At 64.2% G+C, this 19,016-nt stretch carries 14 protein-coding genes; 5 read left to right on the top strand and 9 right to left on the bottom strand.

The window, feature by feature from the left end; genetic code table 11:
* Nucleotides 1-51: 51 nt before the first annotated feature.
* From FJ946_RS04270 to murA, 4 genes are all read right to left on the bottom strand, one after another.
* A complete protein-coding gene (locus FJ946_RS04270) occupies nt 52-1,566 on the bottom strand; it encodes an ABC transporter substrate-binding protein (RefSeq protein ID WP_140497737.1) in 1,515 nt (504 codons plus the stop codon).
* Between the two features lie 140 nt (nt 1,567-1,706).
* Nucleotides 1,707-2,639: an N-acetylmuramic acid 6-phosphate etherase gene (gene murQ / locus FJ946_RS04265; protein ID WP_140497739.1), complete on the bottom strand. Its 933-nt coding sequence runs from the start codon at nt 2,637-2,639 to the stop codon at nt 1,707-1,709.
* Nucleotides 2,640-2,813: 174 nt separating this feature from the next.
* Nucleotides 2,814-3,698 (bottom strand): N-acetylglucosamine kinase, encoded by an 885-nt coding sequence (locus FJ946_RS04260; protein ID WP_140497741.1) that lies wholly within the window; start codon nt 3,696-3,698, stop codon nt 2,814-2,816.
* Nucleotides 3,695-4,951, bottom strand: coding sequence for a UDP-N-acetylglucosamine 1-carboxyvinyltransferase (gene murA, locus FJ946_RS04255; protein WP_140497743.1), 1,257 nt, complete (start codon nt 4,949-4,951; stop codon nt 3,695-3,697). The genes FJ946_RS04260 and murA overlap by 4 nt, the downstream gene beginning before the upstream one ends.
* Before the next feature lie 169 nt (nt 4,952-5,120).
* Between murA and FJ946_RS04250 the strand changes: the two genes are divergently transcribed.
* Nucleotides 5,121-5,981, top strand: coding sequence for a MurR/RpiR family transcriptional regulator (locus tag FJ946_RS04250; protein WP_140497745.1), 861 nt, complete (start codon nt 5,121-5,123; stop codon nt 5,979-5,981).
* 15 nt (nt 5,982-5,996) lie between these two features.
* Here FJ946_RS04250 and fhuB read toward each other — a convergent pair whose 3' ends face one another.
* The 5 genes from fhuB to FJ946_RS04225 all read right to left on the bottom strand — a co-directional run bounded on the left by fhuB (nt 5,997) and on the right by FJ946_RS04225 (nt 13,592).
* A complete protein-coding gene (gene fhuB, locus FJ946_RS04245; protein WP_210240082.1) occupies nt 5,997-7,991 on the bottom strand; it encodes a Fe(3+)-hydroxamate ABC transporter permease FhuB in 1,995 nt (664 codons plus the stop codon).
* 11 nt (nt 7,992-8,002) lie between these two features.
* The gene (locus FJ946_RS04240; RefSeq protein ID WP_246673048.1) at nt 8,003-8,851 is read right to left on the bottom strand and encodes an ABC transporter substrate-binding protein; all 849 of its coding nucleotides are present in this window, start codon (nt 8,849-8,851) and stop codon (nt 8,003-8,005) included.
* 49 nt (nt 8,852-8,900) lie between these two features.
* Nucleotides 8,901-11,090, bottom strand: a complete 2,190-nt coding sequence (locus tag FJ946_RS04235; RefSeq protein ID WP_140564339.1) for a TonB-dependent siderophore receptor — start codon at nt 11,088-11,090, stop codon at nt 8,901-8,903.
* 136 nt (nt 11,091-11,226) lie between these two features.
* Nucleotides 11,227-12,111, bottom strand: a complete 885-nt coding sequence (locus FJ946_RS04230; protein WP_181167655.1) for an AraC family transcriptional regulator — start codon at nt 12,109-12,111, stop codon at nt 11,227-11,229.
* A 125-nt stretch (nt 12,112-12,236) separates the two neighbouring features.
* Nucleotides 12,237-13,592 carry a glutamine synthetase family protein gene (locus FJ946_RS04225; protein ID WP_140514618.1) on the bottom strand — a complete coding sequence of 452 codons (1,356 nt, stop codon included), beginning with the start codon at nt 13,590-13,592 and terminating at the stop codon, nt 12,237-12,239.
* A gap of 474 nt (nt 13,593-14,066) precedes the next feature.
* Between FJ946_RS04225 and ftsZ the strand changes: the two genes are divergently transcribed.
* From ftsZ to FJ946_RS04205, 4 genes are all read left to right on the top strand, one after another.
* Nucleotides 14,067-15,104, top strand: a complete 1,038-nt coding sequence (gene ftsZ, locus FJ946_RS04220) for a cell division protein FtsZ (protein ID WP_140497755.1) — start codon at nt 14,067-14,069, stop codon at nt 15,102-15,104.
* A 359-nt stretch (nt 15,105-15,463) separates the two neighbouring features.
* Nucleotides 15,464-16,438, top strand: a complete 975-nt coding sequence (locus tag FJ946_RS04215) for a sugar-binding transcriptional regulator (protein WP_181165158.1) — start codon at nt 15,464-15,466, stop codon at nt 16,436-16,438.
* A 45-nt stretch (nt 16,439-16,483) separates the two neighbouring features.
* Nucleotides 16,484-17,929, top strand: a complete 1,446-nt coding sequence (locus FJ946_RS04210; protein WP_140497757.1) for an extracellular solute-binding protein — start codon at nt 16,484-16,486, stop codon at nt 17,927-17,929.
* Nucleotides 17,930-18,089: 160 nt separating this feature from the next.
* Entirely contained in the window at nt 18,090-19,013 is a 924-nt protein-coding gene (locus tag FJ946_RS04205; protein ID WP_013896837.1) for a sugar ABC transporter permease, read from the top strand.
* Nucleotides 19,014-19,016 lie beyond the last annotated feature (3 nt).

The following is a 19,016-nucleotide window of genomic DNA, read 5'->3' as shown; positions in this document are numbered from 1 at the left end:
GATTTCAGGTCGATTCAACCTGAAATCATCCGTCTCCAGGGCCGCCCACGGCTACTGCTGGATGGTAACCTTGCTGAGGCTGAACAGCGTGCCCGTCGGCGTCGGCACGAACCCGGCGACGTTCTTCTGCTGGGCGGTATAGCTGTAGGACGTGTAGAGCCAGATCCAGGGCGAGACTTCGGCGAGGTGCTTCTCGAACTCGGTGAAGATCGCCTTGCGCTTGGCCGGATCGGTCTCGGCGCGGCCTTTCTGCATCAGGCTGTCCAGCGTATCGTCGATGTAGTTGGCCACCTTCTGCAGATTGCCTGATTTGGTCCAGTAGCGGTTATACATGGTGTAGGGGTCGGCGCGGCCGCCATTGAGCGCGATCGCCATGTCGAAATCGCCCTTCAGCCAGGCGTCGACATAGACGTTGAGCTCCATCATCTTGATGTCGAGCTTGACGCCGATCTCGGCGAGCTGCGATTGGATGACCTGGGCTTCTGCCGCCGCCGTCGGCGGCTCGCCGGTGGCGCCGATCACGGTCGCCGAAAAGCCGTCGGCAAAGCCTGCCTCCGCCATCAACTTCTTGGCCTTCTCGACATCACGCTTGTAGCAGAAGAGCTGGCTTGGATCGGTCGCAAGTGCTGGGATGGTCAGCGGTCCGGTGACCTTGCCTTCACCGAGCGCGGCGGTGTCCAGAACCTCCTGCCGGTCGATGGCGCAGGAGATCGCCTGGCGCACCTTGAGTTCGGTCATCGGCTTGCGTGACGGATTGAGCTGCAGCACGTTATAGGCCAGCACCGGCGCGCGGTTCAGTTGCAGGCTAGCCTCCTTCGGCACCAGCGTGGCGACGAGCGGATCGTTGAGCAGCGCGAAATCGACCTGCTTGGTGCGCATGGCGGCGAGGATCGCCGCTTCATCGGGCAGCACGCTGATTTCGATACCGTCGACGCCGGTCGCGCCGCCGGCCCATTCCTTGTTGGCGCTCAAGACTTCCTTGGCGTTGGGGTCCCATCTATCGAGCTTGAACGGGCCGGAGCCGACCGTTTTGGTGCCGATCGAGCCGGCCTTGATCTCGGCCGCCGGCACGATGGCCGCGTTGATGTCGCTCATCGCCGTCAGGATCGGCGCGTCGGGCTGCGATAAATGGAACACGACGGTTCCAACGTCCGGCGTGTCGATGCTGGCGATCGACAGGAAGTTGGCGCGGGCGGCGGCGCCTGTCTTCTCGTCCAGGATGCGCTCGAAAGACGCCTTGACGTCGGCCGAGGTCACGGCAGCGCCGTCCTGGAATTTCGCCTTGGGATCGAGCTTGAAGGTCAGCTCCTTGCCGTCCTTGGAGAATTCCCAGGACGTGGCGATGGCCGGGATGATCTGCAGGCTGGCATCGACCCGCACCAGCGGCTCATAGATCAGCTCCAGGAGCCGCAGCGAGGAAAAGGCCGTCTGCTTGTGCGGATCAAGTCCCGTTGCGTCCTGCGACCAGGCCATGTGCAGCGTCGCCGCCTGCGTCGAGACCGTGGCGATGCCGAGCATGGCTGCGAGCGTGACGCCCGACAGCAGCTTTCTTGTGAGGTGAACCATTCTCGTCTCCCATCTTTGCTTGAACCCGATGCCCTTGCAGTTTCTGCGGACCGCTTCCAAGACACACGCGCTTTGGAGCATCGGCCCAGTCTATGCGGCTTCGCGCCGTCTTGTGTAAAGCAGCTTCACGCCGTCTGGTCTCAAGCGCCTTCATGCGTCTCGTCGCTGATTGCCTTTCGCAGGAAACCCCTTGCCTTGGCGAGGGCTGCGCGCGCCTCCTCGACCTCAAGCCCGGTGATGGTCAGCAGGATCGCCAGCTTCACGTCGTTGCCGGTCCGGCCGAGCGCCTGGCGCGCCTGCGCCGCCGTGCAGCCTGTGGTCTGCATCACGATTCTGGTTGCCCTGGCGACCAGTTTCCTGTTGGACGGATTGAGGTCCACCATCAGGTTCTGGTAGCTCTTGCCGATGCGGATCATCGAGGCCGTGCTCAGCATGTTGAGCACCAGCTTCTGCGCCGTTCCGGATTTCAGCCGCGTCGAGCCGGTCAGCACCTCGGGACCGACGACCGGCGAGATGGCGATGTCGGCAATGCCTGCTATGGTCGATGCCGGATTGCAGGACAGGGCGACCGTCGTTGCCCCCACCTGCTTGGCATAATTCAACCCGCCGATCACATAGGGCGTGCGCCCGCTGACCGCGATGCCGACCACCACGTCGTCCGGGGTGAGCTTGATGTCCTGCAAGGCCCTGGCGCCCATCTTGGGATCATCCTCGGCCCCTTCGGTCGAGCGCACCAGCGCGTCGGGCCCGCCGGCGATCAGGCCAACGACCATGCCTTCCGGCACGCCGAAAGTGGGCGGACATTCCGAGGCGTCGAGCACGCCCAGCCGGCCGCTGGTGCCGGCGCCCATATAGATAAGCCGAGCGCCTTTCTGGAAGGCGAGGACGATGCGCTCGACCGCGGCCGCGATGTCCGGCAGCACCTTTTCGACCGCTGCCGGAACCACCCGGTCCTCGTCGTTGATCTTGCGCAGCACATCGATCGTCGGCAGCAGGTCGATGTCCATGGTCCGCGGATTCCGGCCTTCGGAAACCAGCCGGTCCAGCTCGGACATCAAACCTTGCTCGCTCATCCCAGTGCTTTCAAATCAGTGCTTTCAAAAATCAGGCCGCTCAGCCTGTTCGGAAGTGGTTCCTCTTTGGCTCCGGCACACGCGTATTTCGTTATGCTACCCCGTTTCGTTAACGTATTAGAATTCAATATTCGGTCCGTCAACGGAAAGATGGAATAAATTATTCCTTCCGCGCTAATGCTTGCCGAGTGACCTGCGGGCAAGAATGATCGCCCCGGAAACCGCGTCGCCATCGGCGGCTTTCAGGCGCCGGCGAACGTCGGGTGCGAGCCATGGTTCGAGCGGACTGGCGAGCCCGCCCAGCAGGGCCACGCGCGGCGCGCCTTTTTCGACCAGAACCCGCACCAGCGTGTCGATCTGTTCGGCGGCCTTTTGCACGATGCGCCGCCCTGCCGGATCGCCTTGGTCGGCGTGGCGCATCACCATCGGCGCCAGGGCCGCATAGTCGGTGGCGCTGGCGCGGTCCATCCAGGCCACGGCTTGCATCGGGTCGTTCTCGAAACGCTGCATGACTTCCGCCAGCAGTGCCGTGCGCTCATGCCGGCCGTCATGGGCGCGCAACGCCAGCTGCACGGCCTTCAAGCCGAAATCGGCGCCGCTGCCTTCGTCGGAGATCGGAAAGCCATAGCCTCCGGCGCGCAGGTCGCGCCCTTCGACGAAGCCGAGCCCGATCGAACCGGTGCCGGCGATGACGATGGCGCCGTCCTGGCCCGAATGCGCGCCAAGGCAGGCGGCGACGCCGTCGCTGACGAAATCGATGCTGGCAAAGGGATGCGCGATCGCCCGCAGCGCCTCCAGCGCGCCCTTGCGGCCGATCCCGGCAAGACCGATGCCGGCGTGGATCCGGGTGGTCTCGGCCGCGCCGAACCCTGCCTCCTCGATCGCCGCGCCAAAGGCCTTGGCAACCGACGCCCAGGCCGCGTCGATGCCGAGCCGCGTCGACGCCGGACCCGAGAGGCCTTGTCCCAGCACGATCCCTTCGGCGTCCTCGATACGGGCGCGGCAGCCGGTCCCGCCGCCGTCGACGCCGAGAAAATAATCGGGGCGGCCGTTGTTCATGCGCTCAGCCGCTCGATGTCGGCGCCGCACAGACGCAGCTTGCGGTCCAGTTGCTCATAGCCACGGTCGAGATGATAGACCCGGTTGATGGTCGTCTCGCCCTCGGCGACCAAGGCCGCCAGCACCAGCGACACCGAGGCGCGCAAATCGGTGGCCATGACTTGCGCGCCATGCAGTTTCTCGCCGCCGCGCACCAGCGCGGTGGTGCCTTGCAGCTTGATGTTGGCGCCGAGCCGCATCAGTTCGGGAACATGCATGAAGCGGTTCTCGAAAATGGTTTCGCGCAGCAGCGACGCGCCCTGCGCGCAGCACATCAGCGCCATGAACTGCGCCTGGAGATCGGTCGGAAAGCCCGGATAGGGTTCCGTCGTGACGTCGGCGGCCTTGAGCGGCCGCTCGCGCGACACGATGAGCCCGCGGTCGCCCGGCCAGACGCCGACGCCGGTCGCCTCCAGCAGTTGCACCACCGAGGCCATGTGCTCGAGCCGGGCATGCGTCAGTTCCAGTTGCCCGCCGGTGATCGCCGCGGCGATGGCATAGGTGCCGGCCTCTATCCGGTCCGGAATGATGTCGTGCCTGGCCGCGCGCCAGTCCGTGTCGCCGGCGATCAGGATGCGATGTGTGCCGGCACCTTCGACACGCGCGCCCATCGCGTTGAGGCAAGCCGCGAGGTCGGCCACTTCGGGCTCGCGCGCCGCGTTGAGGATTTCGGTTTCGCCCTTGGCCGTGGTCGCCGCCATCATGGCGGTTTCCGTCGCCCCGACCGACGGCGAGCTCAGGACGATGCGCGTGCCGGTGAGCCCGTTCGGCGCCGAGGCGACGATCAGCCCGTTCTCGATGGCGATGCGGGCGCCCAGCGCCGCGAGTGCGGCGACATGCATGTCGACCGGCCGCGCGCCGATAGCGCAGCCGCCAGGCAGCGAAACCCGCGCATGGCCGAAACGGGCGAGCAGCGGCGCCAGCACCAGCACCGTCGCGCGCATCTTTCTGACGGTGTCGTAGGACGTCTCCCTGGAAACGGCGGCACGGGTGTCGATCGTCGCGGCATGGGCCGATCGCGTCACCTCGGCGCCGTGCAGCCGCACCACGCCGAGCATGTTCTCGACGTCGGTCACATCGGGCAGGTTGGTCAGTTCGAGCGGGTAGGGGCTTAGCAGCGCCGCCGCGATCTGCGGCAGAGCGGCGTTCTTGGCGCCCGATATGGTGACCGCGCCTTGCAGTCTTTGCCCGCCGACGATGCGCAGTCTGTCCATGGCTGAAACCTTGTGCGCCGGGCCGCGTCCGGGCGCGGCGCTCTCGAAAGCTGTTCCCGAGCTCAATCCGGCCCGCTTAAGAATTAATTCCGCGTTCTTGGCTGTCAATCGAAATTGGAATAAATTATTCCTTGGCCGTGCGGCTGGACGCCAAAGCGCAAGGGGGATCATGTCCGTTCTGAACAGGATCAATGCCAAGCTCGACGGCATGGCGCCCGGCGATCGTGAGATCGGCCAGTACATCGTCGAAAATCCCGAGGAGATGCTGCGGCTGTCGACGGCTGCTCTTGCGGCTGAGATCGGGCGCAGCCAGTCGAGCGTCGTCAAATTCAGCCAGAAGCTCGGCTATGCCAGCTACCAGGAGCTCAAGCTCGCCGTCAGCGAAGCCAAGGCGCGGGAATGGCAGGTGCCGGCCGGTATGATCCACGGTTCGATCGAAGTCGGCGACGGCTATCAGGTCATCTTGAAGAAGCTGATCGGCAGCAAGCTTCTGTCGATGGAGCGGACCGTCGCCGCCAACAGCGAGCGGATCATCTCCAGGGCGCTGGAATTGCTGGATGGTGCGCGCCGCATACATCTGGCCGGCGTCGGCGCCTCCTCGCTGGTGGCGCGTGATTTCTCCTACAAGCTGATGAAGCTTGGCCGCAATGTGCTGCATGACAGCGACAGCCATATCCAGATGGCCAATGCCTCGACGCTCGGGCCTGACGATGTGCTGTTCGCGCTCTCCCATTCGGGCGCCAGCATCGAAACTCTGCGCATCGCCGAGCTTGCCCGCAAGCGCGGCACCATGGTGATCGCGGTCACCGGCCTGCACGACAATCCGCTGAGCCGCGTTGCCGATATCTGCCTCTACACCATCGCCGACGAGGAGCGTGCGCGCTCATCGTCCATCACCGCGCGCGATGCGCAGCTGACTCTGACCGACCTTCTGTTCATCCTCCTGGTGCAGAAGCAGCCGGACGCCAATGACTACGTCCACAACAGCGAGGCGGCGGTCTCGGTGCTGAAGGCCGAATGGTCTTCCTGACATGCCCGGACCGCGTCAGCCCTGACGAGGCACGCCCTTGGCAAGCAGGTAGACGAGATACGGCCCGCCGAGCAGTGAGGCGAACAGGCCGACAGGCAGTTCGTACGGGAAGGCCGCCATGCGCGACAGCCAGTCCGACATGGTCATCAGCAAGGCGCCCAGAAGCATCGCCCCGGCAAGATGAATGCGTGCGCGCCAAAAGCCGAGGAGCCGGGCAAGGTGTGGCGCGATCAGGCCGACGAAGCTCAACGGGCCGACGATCAAAGCGGCCAGCGCGGTCAGGAGCGCGCTGACGACGACCAGCATCAGCCGCCCGCCGGCTACGGGCACGCCAAGTCCGCGCGCGCTGTCGGCCCCGAGCGGCAGGATGTCCAGCCAGCGCGCGGCAAGAAAAAGCGGCAGCGTCAGTGGCAACAGGCAGGCCAGTGCAACGGCTGCGTCCAGGGCGGTCGCCTGGCCGGTCGAACCGCTCAGCCAGCGCAACAGCACATAGGACTGTGTATTGCCCATCGCGATCGTCGCGGTGATCAGCGCGCTGCACAGTGCGCTCATGGCAATGCCGGCAAGCAGCAATCGGTCGGCGCCGAACTTTGCCTTGGCGGCGATGGCCAGCATGGCGGCCAGTGCCGCCAGTGAGCCCGCGGCCGAGCCGGCGAGCTGCCAGCCGAGCCCGGTCGTTGCGCTGACCGTCAGCACGGCGGTCAGACCGGCGCCCGCGCCGGTGCCGACGCCAAGCACTTCGGGGCTCGCCAGAGGGTTGCCGGTAACGCGCTGGATGACCACGCCCGCCGCCGCGAGCATCGCGCCGGCGGCCGCGGCCACGCCGACACGCGGCGCGCGCCAGGAGACGAGATCGGCCAGCAGGTCGCAGCCGGCGATCGACCACCCTGCCGGTCCACGCCCGACGACGAGAGCCAAGGCGGCGGCGGCAAATGTGAGCGCAAGCAGGACGAAGATGATGAGCCATGGCCGGCGAGCCTTGCGCGGTGCCGCGCCATTGGAACCGAGATGCGGCCATTCGAACATGCGCAGCCTCGGCAACAGCCACAGCAGCAGTGGGCCGCCCAGAAGCGCGGTTCCCGCGCCGGTCGGAATGCGCTCGCCGCCGGCTCCGGCGGCGAGCTGGACCAGCCCGTCCGTCAGCCACAGCAGTACTGCGCCGATCAGCGGCGCGGCGACCAGCTTCTGCCGCAGGGTGCGCGCGCCCGAAAGCGTGGCGAGCGCCGGCGCGGCAAGGCCGACGAAACCGATGACGCCGATCTGCGCCGCGACAGTCGTTGCCATCCACACCGCAAGCGCGATGATGAGAAAGCGGCTGGTGTGGCGGGCAACGCCAAGGCCGCGCGCCGAGGCGTCGTCGAGGCCAAGGATGGTCAGCGGCCGCAGCAGCATCAGCGCCGCGGCGGCGCCGGCCGCCAGCCTGATCGTCAGGGCGATAGCCGGTCGCCAATCCTGCTGCACCAGCGACCCGCCGCCCCAGATGAACAGCGAGAACAGGTAGTCGCCATTGGCGAGGATCAGCGCGGCGCTGACGGAACTCGCGGTCAGCGCCACCATCATTCCGGCGAGCACGACCGACACCGGCTCCAGCCCGCGCCGCCAGGTCAACGCCAGCACCAGCAGCACAGCGGCGGTGCCGCCGGCAAAGGCCACCAGCCCTTGCGATCGCTCCATCAGCAACGGCGCGTAAAGCGAGGCGAGCGTCATCGCCAGTTGCGCGCCGCCCGAAATGCCGAGCGTCGATGGTTCCGCCAGCGGATTGCGCAGCACATGCTGCAACAGCAGGCCGGACAGGCCGAGCACGGCGCCCGCCAGCACCGCTACGACGGCGCGCGGCAGCGAGCTGTAGAACAGGATGACATGGCGGAGATCGCCCGGCACCGATGCCGGCTGCTGCATGCCGACGCGCCATGCGAACAAGAGTGCGGCCAGCCCCGCGAGCAGGCCCCATAGGATTATGGGCGACAGCGCGCCGCCGATGGTGCGGTGAGGTATCTCGCTTCGGGCCACAGCGCGCTCCGTCACGAAGCATGACCCGCAAGCGCCGCCGTCGCCAGCCGCGCGAAGCGGCGCGCCGACGGCAGGCAGCCGAAATGGTTGATCGCTTCGAGCACCGCGACGCGGCCTTTGCTCACGGCCGGCAGCGCGTTCCACAACGCATTGGTGGGAAGCGAGCGCCCGACATCCGCCGGCAAGGGCGAGACGATCAGGATGGAGGCCTCGGGCACCCGCGCCAGCGCCTCCAGGCCAACGGGTGCTGCCGCGCTGTAACTTGTCTCGTCGGACCAGGCATTGACCAGGCCGAGCCGCGTGAGCACGTCACCGAACATGGAGTCCCGGCCGAAGGCGCGGAAGTGCCTGGAGTCGCCGAGGCTAATGACAAAGACCGGCCGTGCGGACCTGGTTGGCATGGCGGCGCGACGCCGCGCTATGTCGTCGGCGGTTTCGTCGACGTAACGCTTCGCTTCGGCCGGTCGTCCGAGCTTTTCGCCCAGGGCCAGCGTCGCTGCCTCGGCGAGTGCGTAGGGCGGCACTCCGGCCTCGTAGACGGTTTGCGCGAACACCGGCGCGATGCGTTCCAGAATCGGGCGTTGGTACTCGTAGAAATTGGAGATGACGATCAGGTCCGGCGCGACGATGCGCAACAGCTCGTAGTTGGGCGTGCCGCGCAGTCCGAGATCGGTCACGGATTGGGGAATTGCAGGCTCGACCGCAATCCTGCGGAACTGGATCAGTTCGGCCGCCGCCGCCGGCTCGATGCCGAGCGCCAGAAGCGTTTCCAGCATGCCCCAATCGATCGCGGCAACATTTGTCGTCGTAGTCCTGCCGGCAACCGGCGGCAGCAAGGCCGCGGCCGTTAGCGCAAGCACCTGCCGTCTGTTGGGGGGATGGATCATCGCCGGCGGGTTCGGTCCATGATTACCAACTCGTGTGCGCCTTCAGCTTGAAGGAGCGGCCTTCGCCGTAGGAGCAGGTGAGCGTTGTCTGGCAGCTCGACACATACGTCTTGTCGAAAAGGTTGGTGATGTTGAGGTCGACGCCCCAGTTCTCCTTCTCGTAGCCGAGCTTCAGGTCGGCCAGCGTCACCGCCGGAACCTTCGCCGTATTCTCATTGTCTGCCCATGAGGAGCCGATATAGCGCAAACCGCCGCCAATCGAGATGCCGTCATACCAGTCGCCACGGAAGGTGTAATCGACCGATGCGGAAGTCATCACTTCCGGCACGATGAAAGGCGTCTTGCCGATGAGCGCCGGGTTGGCGTCCTTGGTGATGTCGATGTCGTAAGCTGTGAATGCACCTGTAAGCCGGAAATCCTCGGTCACGTTCACCTTGCCTTCGAGCTCGACGCCGCGTGAACGCACCTCGCCGGTCTGCATCTGGGTGAAGGGAGTGACATTCGACGGCACGTTCTGGCGGGTCAGGTCGAACAGCGACAGGGTGAACAGGCCATCGACGAAAGTCGGCACGTACTTCACGCCGACTTCGTACTGCGTGCCCTCTTCCGGCTTGAACAGATTGCCCATCGCATCGGTGCCGATGATCGGATTGAAGAAGGTGGCGATGCTGGCATAGGGGGTTACGCCGTTGGCAAACTCATAGGCCAGGCCGGCGCGGCCGGAGAAATCGCCAACCGTGCTGCTCTGCGTGCTGGAGCCCGCCGAGTAATAGGTCGGGCGGTTGTCGGCTTCGAGCCAGCCACGGTCGTAGCGGCCGTTCAGCGTCACCAGCCAGCCGTCGCCGAAGCGCATTTGATCCTGTGCATAGAAGCCAAGCTGTTTCTGCGTCAGGTCCTGATTGAGATAGCTGACGCGAGGTGTCAGCGGCGAACCGTACACCGGATCGAAAGCGTCGATTGGATTGTCATAATTGGGATCGTAGAGGCCGGACGACTGTACCTGGTCGATGTTGTAATATTTGAAATCGACGCCAGCGAGGATCGTATGTTCGATCGCTCCGGTCGCCACCTTGCCTTCGATCTGGTTGTCGGCGAGGAACGTCTTGGCCGTGGTGTCATGATCGAAATTGATCCGCGCCAGCTCGGTCGGCCCTCCGATCGTTGACCAGCCGTTCGGATAGACGCTGACCTCGTTGATGTCGGCGGCGGTGAAACGGGCGCTGGAGCGAACGGTCCAGTCATTGTCGAACGTGTGCTCGAACTCGTAGCCGAGGGAGCCCTGTTCGCGCTTGTAGAGATCGATGCTCGGCTCCGTGAAGTTCGCATCGGGATCGATGCGGCCATAGTTCACGCCGCCGACAATGTGATCGACCACGGTGCCATCGTAGGGCAGGAAGCTGCCGCCATTATGGTTCTCGTCGATGTGGCTGTAATTGGCCAGTATGGTCAGCGTGGTCGCTTCGTCTGGCTTCCAGCTAATGCTCGGCGAGATGAAGCCGCGCCAGCCGTTCTGCAGGTCGCTGTAGGTATCGCCGCCGGCGACCTTGCCCGTCATCCGGTAGCTGACCGTGCCGTTGCTGGCGACATCGCCGATGTCGAAGCCGAGATAGACATTGCCGGCATCGTTGATGCCGGTTTCGACATAGCGCGTGCGTTCGAAATCCGGGCGCTTGCTGACATAGTTGACCAGGCCGCCCGGATTGCTGCCGCCATAAAGCACCGAGGCCGGCCCCTTCAGCACTTCGATGCGCTCAAGGCCGAAGCTGTCGACATAGAAACCGCCGAAACCATAACTGAACAGCTGGAGGCCATCCATGTAGGTGCCGGTGGCCGTTGCATCGAAGCCGCGAATGTACATCCAGTTGGTGTCGCTGTCGGGACCGAAGGGTTGGGCAAAGACGCCGGCGGTGTAGCGCAGCGCCTCGTCAGCTTTCTGTGCACCCTGATCGTCGATCTCCTGCCGTCCGACCACCGAGACGGATTGCGGGACCTCCTTGATGTCGGTCGCCGTCTTGGAACCGGTTCTGGTCGTCTTGGCGACGACGCCGTCGACCGGCCCGGTCGCGCTGTCTCCGGCCTCGCCCTCGACAACGACCGGTTCAAGCTGGGTGCTGGATTGCGCCGTCTGCGCGAACGCCGGCACTGGCGGGATCATCGCGGCAGCGGCGACGCCGGCCGCCAGAAGCGCCTTGATCCGGTAAATTCTGCTCATCAGGAAAGTCCCCGCCTGTCGTCGTTGAGATACTTGATGGTTTACCTCAACTTATCAACGGGTCATTGGACTGATTTGGGCGGCTTGTCCATTCTTGTCCAAACCACTGATATCGCGGTGCCGTGTTGCGGAAATGTCACCGGCGGCCGGCGCTCTTCATCCACGCACCCGGGGTCAATCCGACCACGGACTTGAACACGCGGGTAAGGTGCGCCTGGTCGAAGAAGCCGGTGGCCTGGGCGATGTCGCCAAGCGAGGCAGCCTCATGCGCCATCATCGCCTTTGCCCTGTCGATCCGCGCCTGCATCTGCCAGCGATGCGGCGGCACGCCCGTTGCTGCCTTGAAGGCATGGCTCATCGCGGTTTCGGACAGGCCGGTCAGCGCGGCAAGATCAGCAAGGCGGATCCTGTCCAGGCAGTGGGCGTCGATGTAATCCGTGACGAGGCGCAGTTTGCGGCGGGGCAGGGGCGACCGGCGCCTGGCGGCACTTGGCCGGTCTATCTGGAAAAGGCATGCGAACAAGGCGTTGAGCAGACCTTCGCCATAAAGATCATGCAGGTTCCACTCGCTGCCGCATTCAGCGGCGATAAGCCCGGCAAGCGTAGCGATCCGATCATCGCGAAACTGGAGGCGCGATATCTGCAAGGCATCGCGATCGAGGCTGCGGCCGAAGCGGCGGGTCAGTGTCGCCGCGTCGAAATGAAGGTCGAGATGCCTGATCCGTTTGAGTCCTTCGACGCGGCCGCGGATCGGCACCCCGGCCGGTATATAGGCCATGGAAAACGCCTGGTTGTGGCGGCGCGGTTCGCCCTGGGCGCCTTCGACGACGAAGGCACCGTCGCCGTCGATATCGAGAGCGACGAACAGCCGGGGGTCGGGAGAGACGTAATAACCCTCGGCATTGTCACCGCATGAGACATCCCAGAGGTCGGCGACCACGCCGTCCCAGACGTGCCATTTCAGGTCGCCAATTACGGCAAATCCCTGAATCCGGCTCTCCATGCGCGCGACGAAGGTCAATTCTGCTTATCCCGGGCATAACATGATAGAAACTATCATGTTATGCCCGGTCAGCGACAGCACCGCAAGCCCTTGCGTTCGAAGGTCGTGCTGAACCGACGCCGCTGCTGTCGGTCAGCGCAGCCTCAGACGCTTTCGAGATAGGTCTCGATCTCGAAGTCGCTGACGTTGAGCGCGAACGTATTCAGTTCCTGGCGTTTGCAGGCGATGAAAGAGTGGCGCAGGATCGCCGGGAAGATCTCCGCCACATGCGTCCCGCTTTCAAAGGCCGCGATCGCGGATGCCCAGTCCGGCGGCAACTTGGCCGGGGCAAGGCCTTGCCCATCATTCCCGGTTGGGTCGCCCGGTGACATCTGCCTTTCGATGCCGACCAGTGCCGCGCCCAGTATGGCGGCAAGCACAAGATAGGGATTGGCGTCCGCTCCCGACACGCGATGCTCGATCCGGCGCGCACCGGTCGGGCCGCCGGGAATGCGGATCGCGACCATGCGGTTCTCGTAACCCCAGGCGACGGCGGTCGGCGCGTAGGATCTCGGCCGGAGCCTGCGGTAGGAGTTGAAATGCGGCGCGAACACCAGCGTGCTCTCGGCCATCGCCGCCAGCAGTCCGCCGACAGCGTGGCGCATAATGCCGGAGCCCTGGTCGGTGCCGTCGTCGAAGACGTTGCGCCCGTTGGCGTCGACAAGGCTGAAATGGACGTGGAAGCCGTTGCCGGCTCGGTCGCCATAAGGCTTGGCCATGAAGCAGGCGGCAAAGCCGTGCTTGCGGGCAATGCCCTTCACCGTGCGCTTGAACAGGACGGCGTCGTCGGCCGCCCGCAGCGCGTCCGCGACATGGTTCAAATTGATCTCGAACTGGCCGACGCCGTTCTCGGCAATGGCGGTATCGACGGGAATGCCTTGTGCTCGGCAGGCTTCGTAGATGTCGTGGATGAAGGCCTCGAAGTCGTCGATCTCGTCGATTGACAGTGCCGCGTCGGAATCCAGACGCCGCCCGGTGACCGGCGAGACAGGCCCGACCGGTCGCTGCGATTGCGGGTCGACAAGATAGAATTCGAGCTCGGTGGCGGCCACAGGCGTCAGGCCCAAAGCCTTGTAGCGGTCGAGGATACGGGCCAGTGCCCGCCGGGGATCCCCGAGATACGGTGCGCCGCCTTCGTCGGCGAGCCAGAGCGGGATGAGGGCGGTCGGATGCGCCGTCCAGTTCACCGGAAGGATGCCGCGGCCGGTCCATTGGCACAATCCGTCTGCGTCGCCGGTCGAGAACACCAGCGCGTTGCCTTCGATATCCTCGCCCCAGATGTCCAGCCCGATCAGCGAATAGGGCATGCGCAGCTTGCCCTCCAGTGCCTTGCGCGCCTGCTCGACGGGGATGCGCTTTCCCCGCATGATGCCGTTGAGGTCGCACACCGCGGCCCTCAGGCTCTGGATGTCGTTTCGGCTCTCAAGCCAGCTCAGAACGTCCGCAATTGCATCGCCCAATTTCCAACCTCTGGTTTCGAAGGTGCCCGAGCCCTGATCGGCCGCGCTGTCCCTGGTAAAAATGGCTTGTGAGTTTTCGGGATCCATATCTGGCCGCAGCCGGATGTTTCCCTATTTATTCAAGTCATTAGCTGGGATGTCGGGAGGCATTTCAAAACCAGTTGCGCGATCTGCGACCGAAACATAGAGGCAAGAGCGTGGAAAGCCAAGGCTCGGCATCGGGCTTGGCGCGCGCAGGGTGAAGCCGGGATGCCGGCATCACTCTCGGGCATGCGCGGCCGTCGTGGGGATATGAAACGTCCCTATCACAAATCTTGACCTTCCCCGCACTTGCACCTCTGGCCGCTCTCTGGCTTTTTGGGACACCCATCCGAGCGGACTGATTCGTCACGCCGCTCTGCGTCGATTGCCGTTTTGCGGTGTGATCGATCTGGCGGGGCGTGAAGCGCGAGCGACTGGCGAAGGAGAAGACGCATGGCCGAGTTCAAGAAGCCCGAGATCTCCGAGATGAGACCCAAGATCACCGTTGTCGGCGTCGGCGGCGGCGGCGGCAACGCCATCAACAACATGATCGCCGAGCAGCTTCAGGGCACCGAATTCATTGCCGCCAACACAGATGCACAGGCGCTCACCATGTCCAAGGCGACGCGGCTGATCCAACTCGGCGCGCATGTAACCGAAGGGCTGGGCGCCGGATCGCTTCCCGAGATCGGCCGCGCCGCGGCCGAGGAATCGCTGGACGAGATCATGGACCATCTGGCCGGCACCCACATGTGCTTCGTCACCGCCGGAATGGGCGGCGGCACCGGAACCGGTGCCGCGCCGGTCATAGCCCAAGCGGCGCGCAAGGCAGGCATCCTGACGGTCGGCGTCGTCACCAAGCCGTTCACTTTCGAGGGCAGGCGCCGCATGCAGATGGCCGAAGAAGGCATCGAGCGGCTGCGCGAAAGCGCCGACACCGTGATCGTCATCCCCAACCAGAACCTGTTCCGGATCGCCGACGCCAAGACCACCTTCGCCGATGCCTTCGTCATCGCCGACCGGGTGCTCTATGCCGGCGTCAGCTGCATCACCGATCTCATCGTCAAGGAAGGCCTGATCAACCTCGACTTCGCCGACGTCAAATCGGTGATGCGCGGCATGGGCCGCGCCATGATGGGAACCGGCGAGGCGTCAGGCGATAGCCGGGCGATGAAGGCGGCGGAAGCCGCCATCGCCAACCCGCTGCTGGACGAAATGTCGATGAAGGGCGCCAAGGGCGTGCTGGTCTCGATTTCCGGCGGCCGCGACATGACCCTGTTCGAGGTGGACGAGGCCGCCACGAGAATCCGTGAAGAGGTCTATGAAGACGCCGACATCATCGTCGGCGCCATCTTCGACAAGAGCATGGAAGGCCGGTTCAGGGTTTCGGTGGTGGCCACCGGCCTCGACCGCGGGCTCGGCGTGGAAGATGCCGATGCCGGCATGGCGCACGACCATTCCATGCCATTCGCGGCGCGGACGTTGCAATAGGCGCTGCTCGCCGGCGGCCTTGGCCGCTGCCGGGCACCTCGACGTCGCCGGCGCACCACCAAGTTCAGCCTGGACCTGATCACCCGAAAGCGGCTTGCCGAATGGTGCGATCCGCTCACCGGCGAATGCTGGGCGCCGCCGCTTCGCCTGGACGGCGACGATGGTGATCGAGTTCCTGTGCGAAACGTAAGTCGACACCGCTTTCTTTCGCTGCCGCTGTGACCCTGACCGGTGCCACGCCCGGTGTTCGCTCGTCCATTCTCGTTGAAAATCAGCGTTTGCAGGCGCTTGGCGCTTGACTCCGATGCGTCCATGTGAAAAATTTTGCAGAAACTGAAAAAAATATCAGAGGGCGGAACGTGGTTGGATTTGGAAACGGCCTCTTGCGCGATGATGAAACCGGCATGGCGGCACGCGCCGCCTGGCTTCATTACGCCGGCGGCCTGACCCAATCCGAGGTTGCCAAGCGCCTCGGGCTGACCAGCCTCAAGGCCCACCGCCTGATCACCAAGGCCAATCAGGAAGGGCTGGTGAAGGTCTATATCGACGGCGAAGTCTCGGAATGCGTCGAGCTCGAGGACGAGCTGTCGCGCCGCTACGGCCTCGATTATTGCGAGGTGGTTCCCGATTTCGATTCCGAGGAATTGCCGCTCAAGGCGCTCGGCATCGCCGGCGCGCAATTCCTCAAGCGTGAGATCGAACGCGGCGAGCAGGCGCTGATCGGCGTCGGCCATGGCCGCACGCTCGCCGCCTGCGTGGAATACCTGCCGCGCAGCTCGACAGACAAGATCCGCTTCGTTTCGCTGCTCGGCGGCTTGACGCGGAAGTTCTCGGCCAACCCGCATGACGTCATTCACCGCCTCGCCGAGCGCACCGGCGCCGAAGCCTATGTTATGCCGGTGCCGATGTTCGCCAACACGGTGGACGACCGCGCGGTATTGCTGGGACAGAAGGGCATCAGCGAGGTTTTCGATCTCGCAAGATCCGCCGACCTTTTGTTTGCCGGCATCGGCACGGCCGAACGCGAAGCCTCGCTCGTCGCCACCGGCATGATCGAGAAGGGCGAGATGGAGGAGATCCGCCGCAATGGCGGCGTCGGCGAATTGCTCGGCCATTTCTTCGACGATGCCGGCAAAGCGGTGGCGACAACCCTTTCCAATCGGGCGCTGGCGCTGGCGCGCGAGGACATCGCCAGCCGCCGGATCGTCGCGGTCGCCGGCGGCAAGGTCAAGGTTCGAGCCGTCAAAGCGGTGCTGGAGGGCCGCTATCTCAAGGGCCTGATAACTGATGAGCGGACAGCGCGATCGCTCGTGGAGGAGACGCCAGTCGGGTAGCCGGCGTCGGTTCAGTTAAAACTACCCTGTGGAGGAGAAGACCAAATGCATGAGAAAGAGAAAGACCTCATTGACGCTTTCCTGCGCGGACAAGTCGACCGTCGTGGGCTGATCAAGGGCCTGGGTGCGATGGGCCTTGCCGCCGGCACGGCCGGTACGCTGCTCAATCTTGGGCAGACCCGGGCGCTGGCCGCCGACTTCGACTGGAAGGCGCACCAGGGCAAGACCATCAAGCTCCTGCTCAACAAGCATCCCTATGCGGATGCGATGATCGCCAACCTCGAAAACTTCAAGCAGTTGACCGGCATGAATGTCGTCTACGACGTGTTCCCGGAAGACGTCTATTTCGACAAGGTCACGGCCGCGTTGTCGGCGAGCTCGCCCGAATACGATGCCTTCATGACCGGCGCCTATATGACCTGGACCTACGGCCCAGCCGGCTGGATCACCGACCTCAATGAATGGATCAAGGATCCGGCCAAGACCAACCCCAACTATGCCTGGGATGACTTCCTGCCCGGCGTCAAGAACTCCTGCGCCTGGAACGGCAAGCCGGGCGGGGCCCTGGGGTCCGAAGACGCCAAGCAATGGTGCATTCCGTGGGGCTTCGAACAAAACAACATCACCTACAACAAGGGGATGTTCGACAAGGCGGGCGTCAAGGTTCCCGGCAATATGGACGAGATGGTGGCCGCGGCCGCCAAGCTCACCAAAGATGTCGGCGGCGGCGTCTACGGCATTGGCGTGCGCGGGTCGCGCTCCTGGGCGACGATCCATCCGGGTTTCCTTTCGGCCTACGCCAATTTCGACCAGAAGGATCTGAACGTGTCGGCCGACGGCAAATTGTCGGCCGCCATGAACACCGCCCAGTCCAAGGCTTTCCACAAGCAATGGGTGCAGATGATCCAGGAAAGCGGTCCGAAGGACTGGTCGACCTACACCTGGTACCAGGTCGGCGCCGATCTCGGCGCCGGCGCCTCGGCGATGATCTTCGACGCCGACATCCTCGGCTACTTCATGAATGGCGGCGACAACAAGATGGCCGGCAAGCTTGCCTTTGCCGCCTTCAAGGCCAACCCGGAGGCCAAGGCGCCAACGCCGAACATCTGGATCTGGTCGCTGTCGATGTCCAACTTCTCCAAGGACAAGGACGCCACGTGGTACTTCATGCAGTGGGCCTCCGGACCCGAGCATGCTCTGTTCGGCGCCACCAAGATGGATTTCGTCAATCCGGTCCGCCAGTCGGTCTGGAAGGATGAGACGTTCCGCGAGAAGCTGAACAAGAGCTATCCCGGTTATGTCGAGATGTTCGACGCCTCGGCGCCGGGCGCCTCGATCAAGTTCACGGCGCAGCCGCTGTTCTTCGATCTCACCACCGAATGGGCGGCGACGCTGCAAAAGATGGTGGCCAAGGAAGTGCCGGTGGACGAGGGTCTCGATAAGCTGGCCGAAAGCATCAACGGCCAGCTCAAGGAAGCCGGCCTCGGCTAGATGTAATGGAGGACCGGCCAGCCTTGGCAGGCCGGTCCTCACCTGACCTTTTCAAGATTGCGACGCGGGGCCGTAAGGTGGCCGCCAATTCGCCCGACCGGCCGCCTTGCTCCCTTGGGCGGCCGGCAGGGCGGAGCGACAGGGACAACGGAGCAGCACGATGACTGCGGTGGTATCGCAAAGGCCCAAGCCCTCGGGCTTCAGGATCAGCAAGAGAGTGCTGCCCTACGTGCTCAGCCTGCCGGCTCTGCTGGTCTGCATCGGCATCCTGATTCCGTTCCTGACCTCGGTCGTCTATTCCTTCCAGCGCTATCGGCTGAGCCAGCCCTGGGCGCGGCAGTTCAACTGGGGCGACAACTACATCTCCTTCTTCACCGATCCGAAGTTCTGGAACACGCTCAAGATCTCGCTGCTCTATGCCGGCACCACGGTGGTGCTGGAACTGCTTCTTGGCCTGGCCATCGCGCTGCTTTTGCAGAAGCGATCGACCCTGAACAACTTCATCTCGATCATGCTGCTGATGCCGCTGATGACGGCGCCGGCACTGGCCGCGCTGATGTGGAAGCTGATGACCAATCCCGGCTTCGGCGTGCTGAGCTATCTTGCCAGCCTCATCGGCTTACAGGATTTCCGCTGGGCCTCGTCGCCGTCGACGGCTTTGTTCACCGTCGTTCTCGTCGATATCTGGGTCTACACGCCCTTCATCATGATCCTGCTGCTTGCCGGCCTGCGCAGCCTGCCGACGCAGCCCTTCGAGGCCGCGGCCCTCGATGGCGTGCCGAGGAGCTTCGTCTTCTTCCGCATCACGCTGCCGATGCTGACGCCGTATATCCTGACGGCGACTTTGTTCCGCCTGCTCGATTCCATCCAGCAGTTCGACATCATCTACGCCATGACGCAAGGAGGACCGGGCGACACGCTGACCGTCTTCCAGGTCGAGGCCTATCTCAACTTCTTCCAGTCGACCAATGTCGGCCGCTCGGCGGCGCTGATGATCATCCTGTGGGCGATCACCTATTTCCTCTCCAACATCTTCATCAAGAACTGGCTCAGGCTGCGCGAGCGCGCCCGTGGCCAGGCATAGGAG

The organism is Mesorhizobium sp. B2-4-7 (genome assembly GCF_006442685.1).
In the GTDB taxonomy this organism is placed as follows: Bacteria; Pseudomonadota; Alphaproteobacteria; order Rhizobiales; family Rhizobiaceae; genus Mesorhizobium.
Note: the sequence above shows the minus strand (reverse complement) of the source record. Positions and strands in the feature narration are given on the sequence as shown.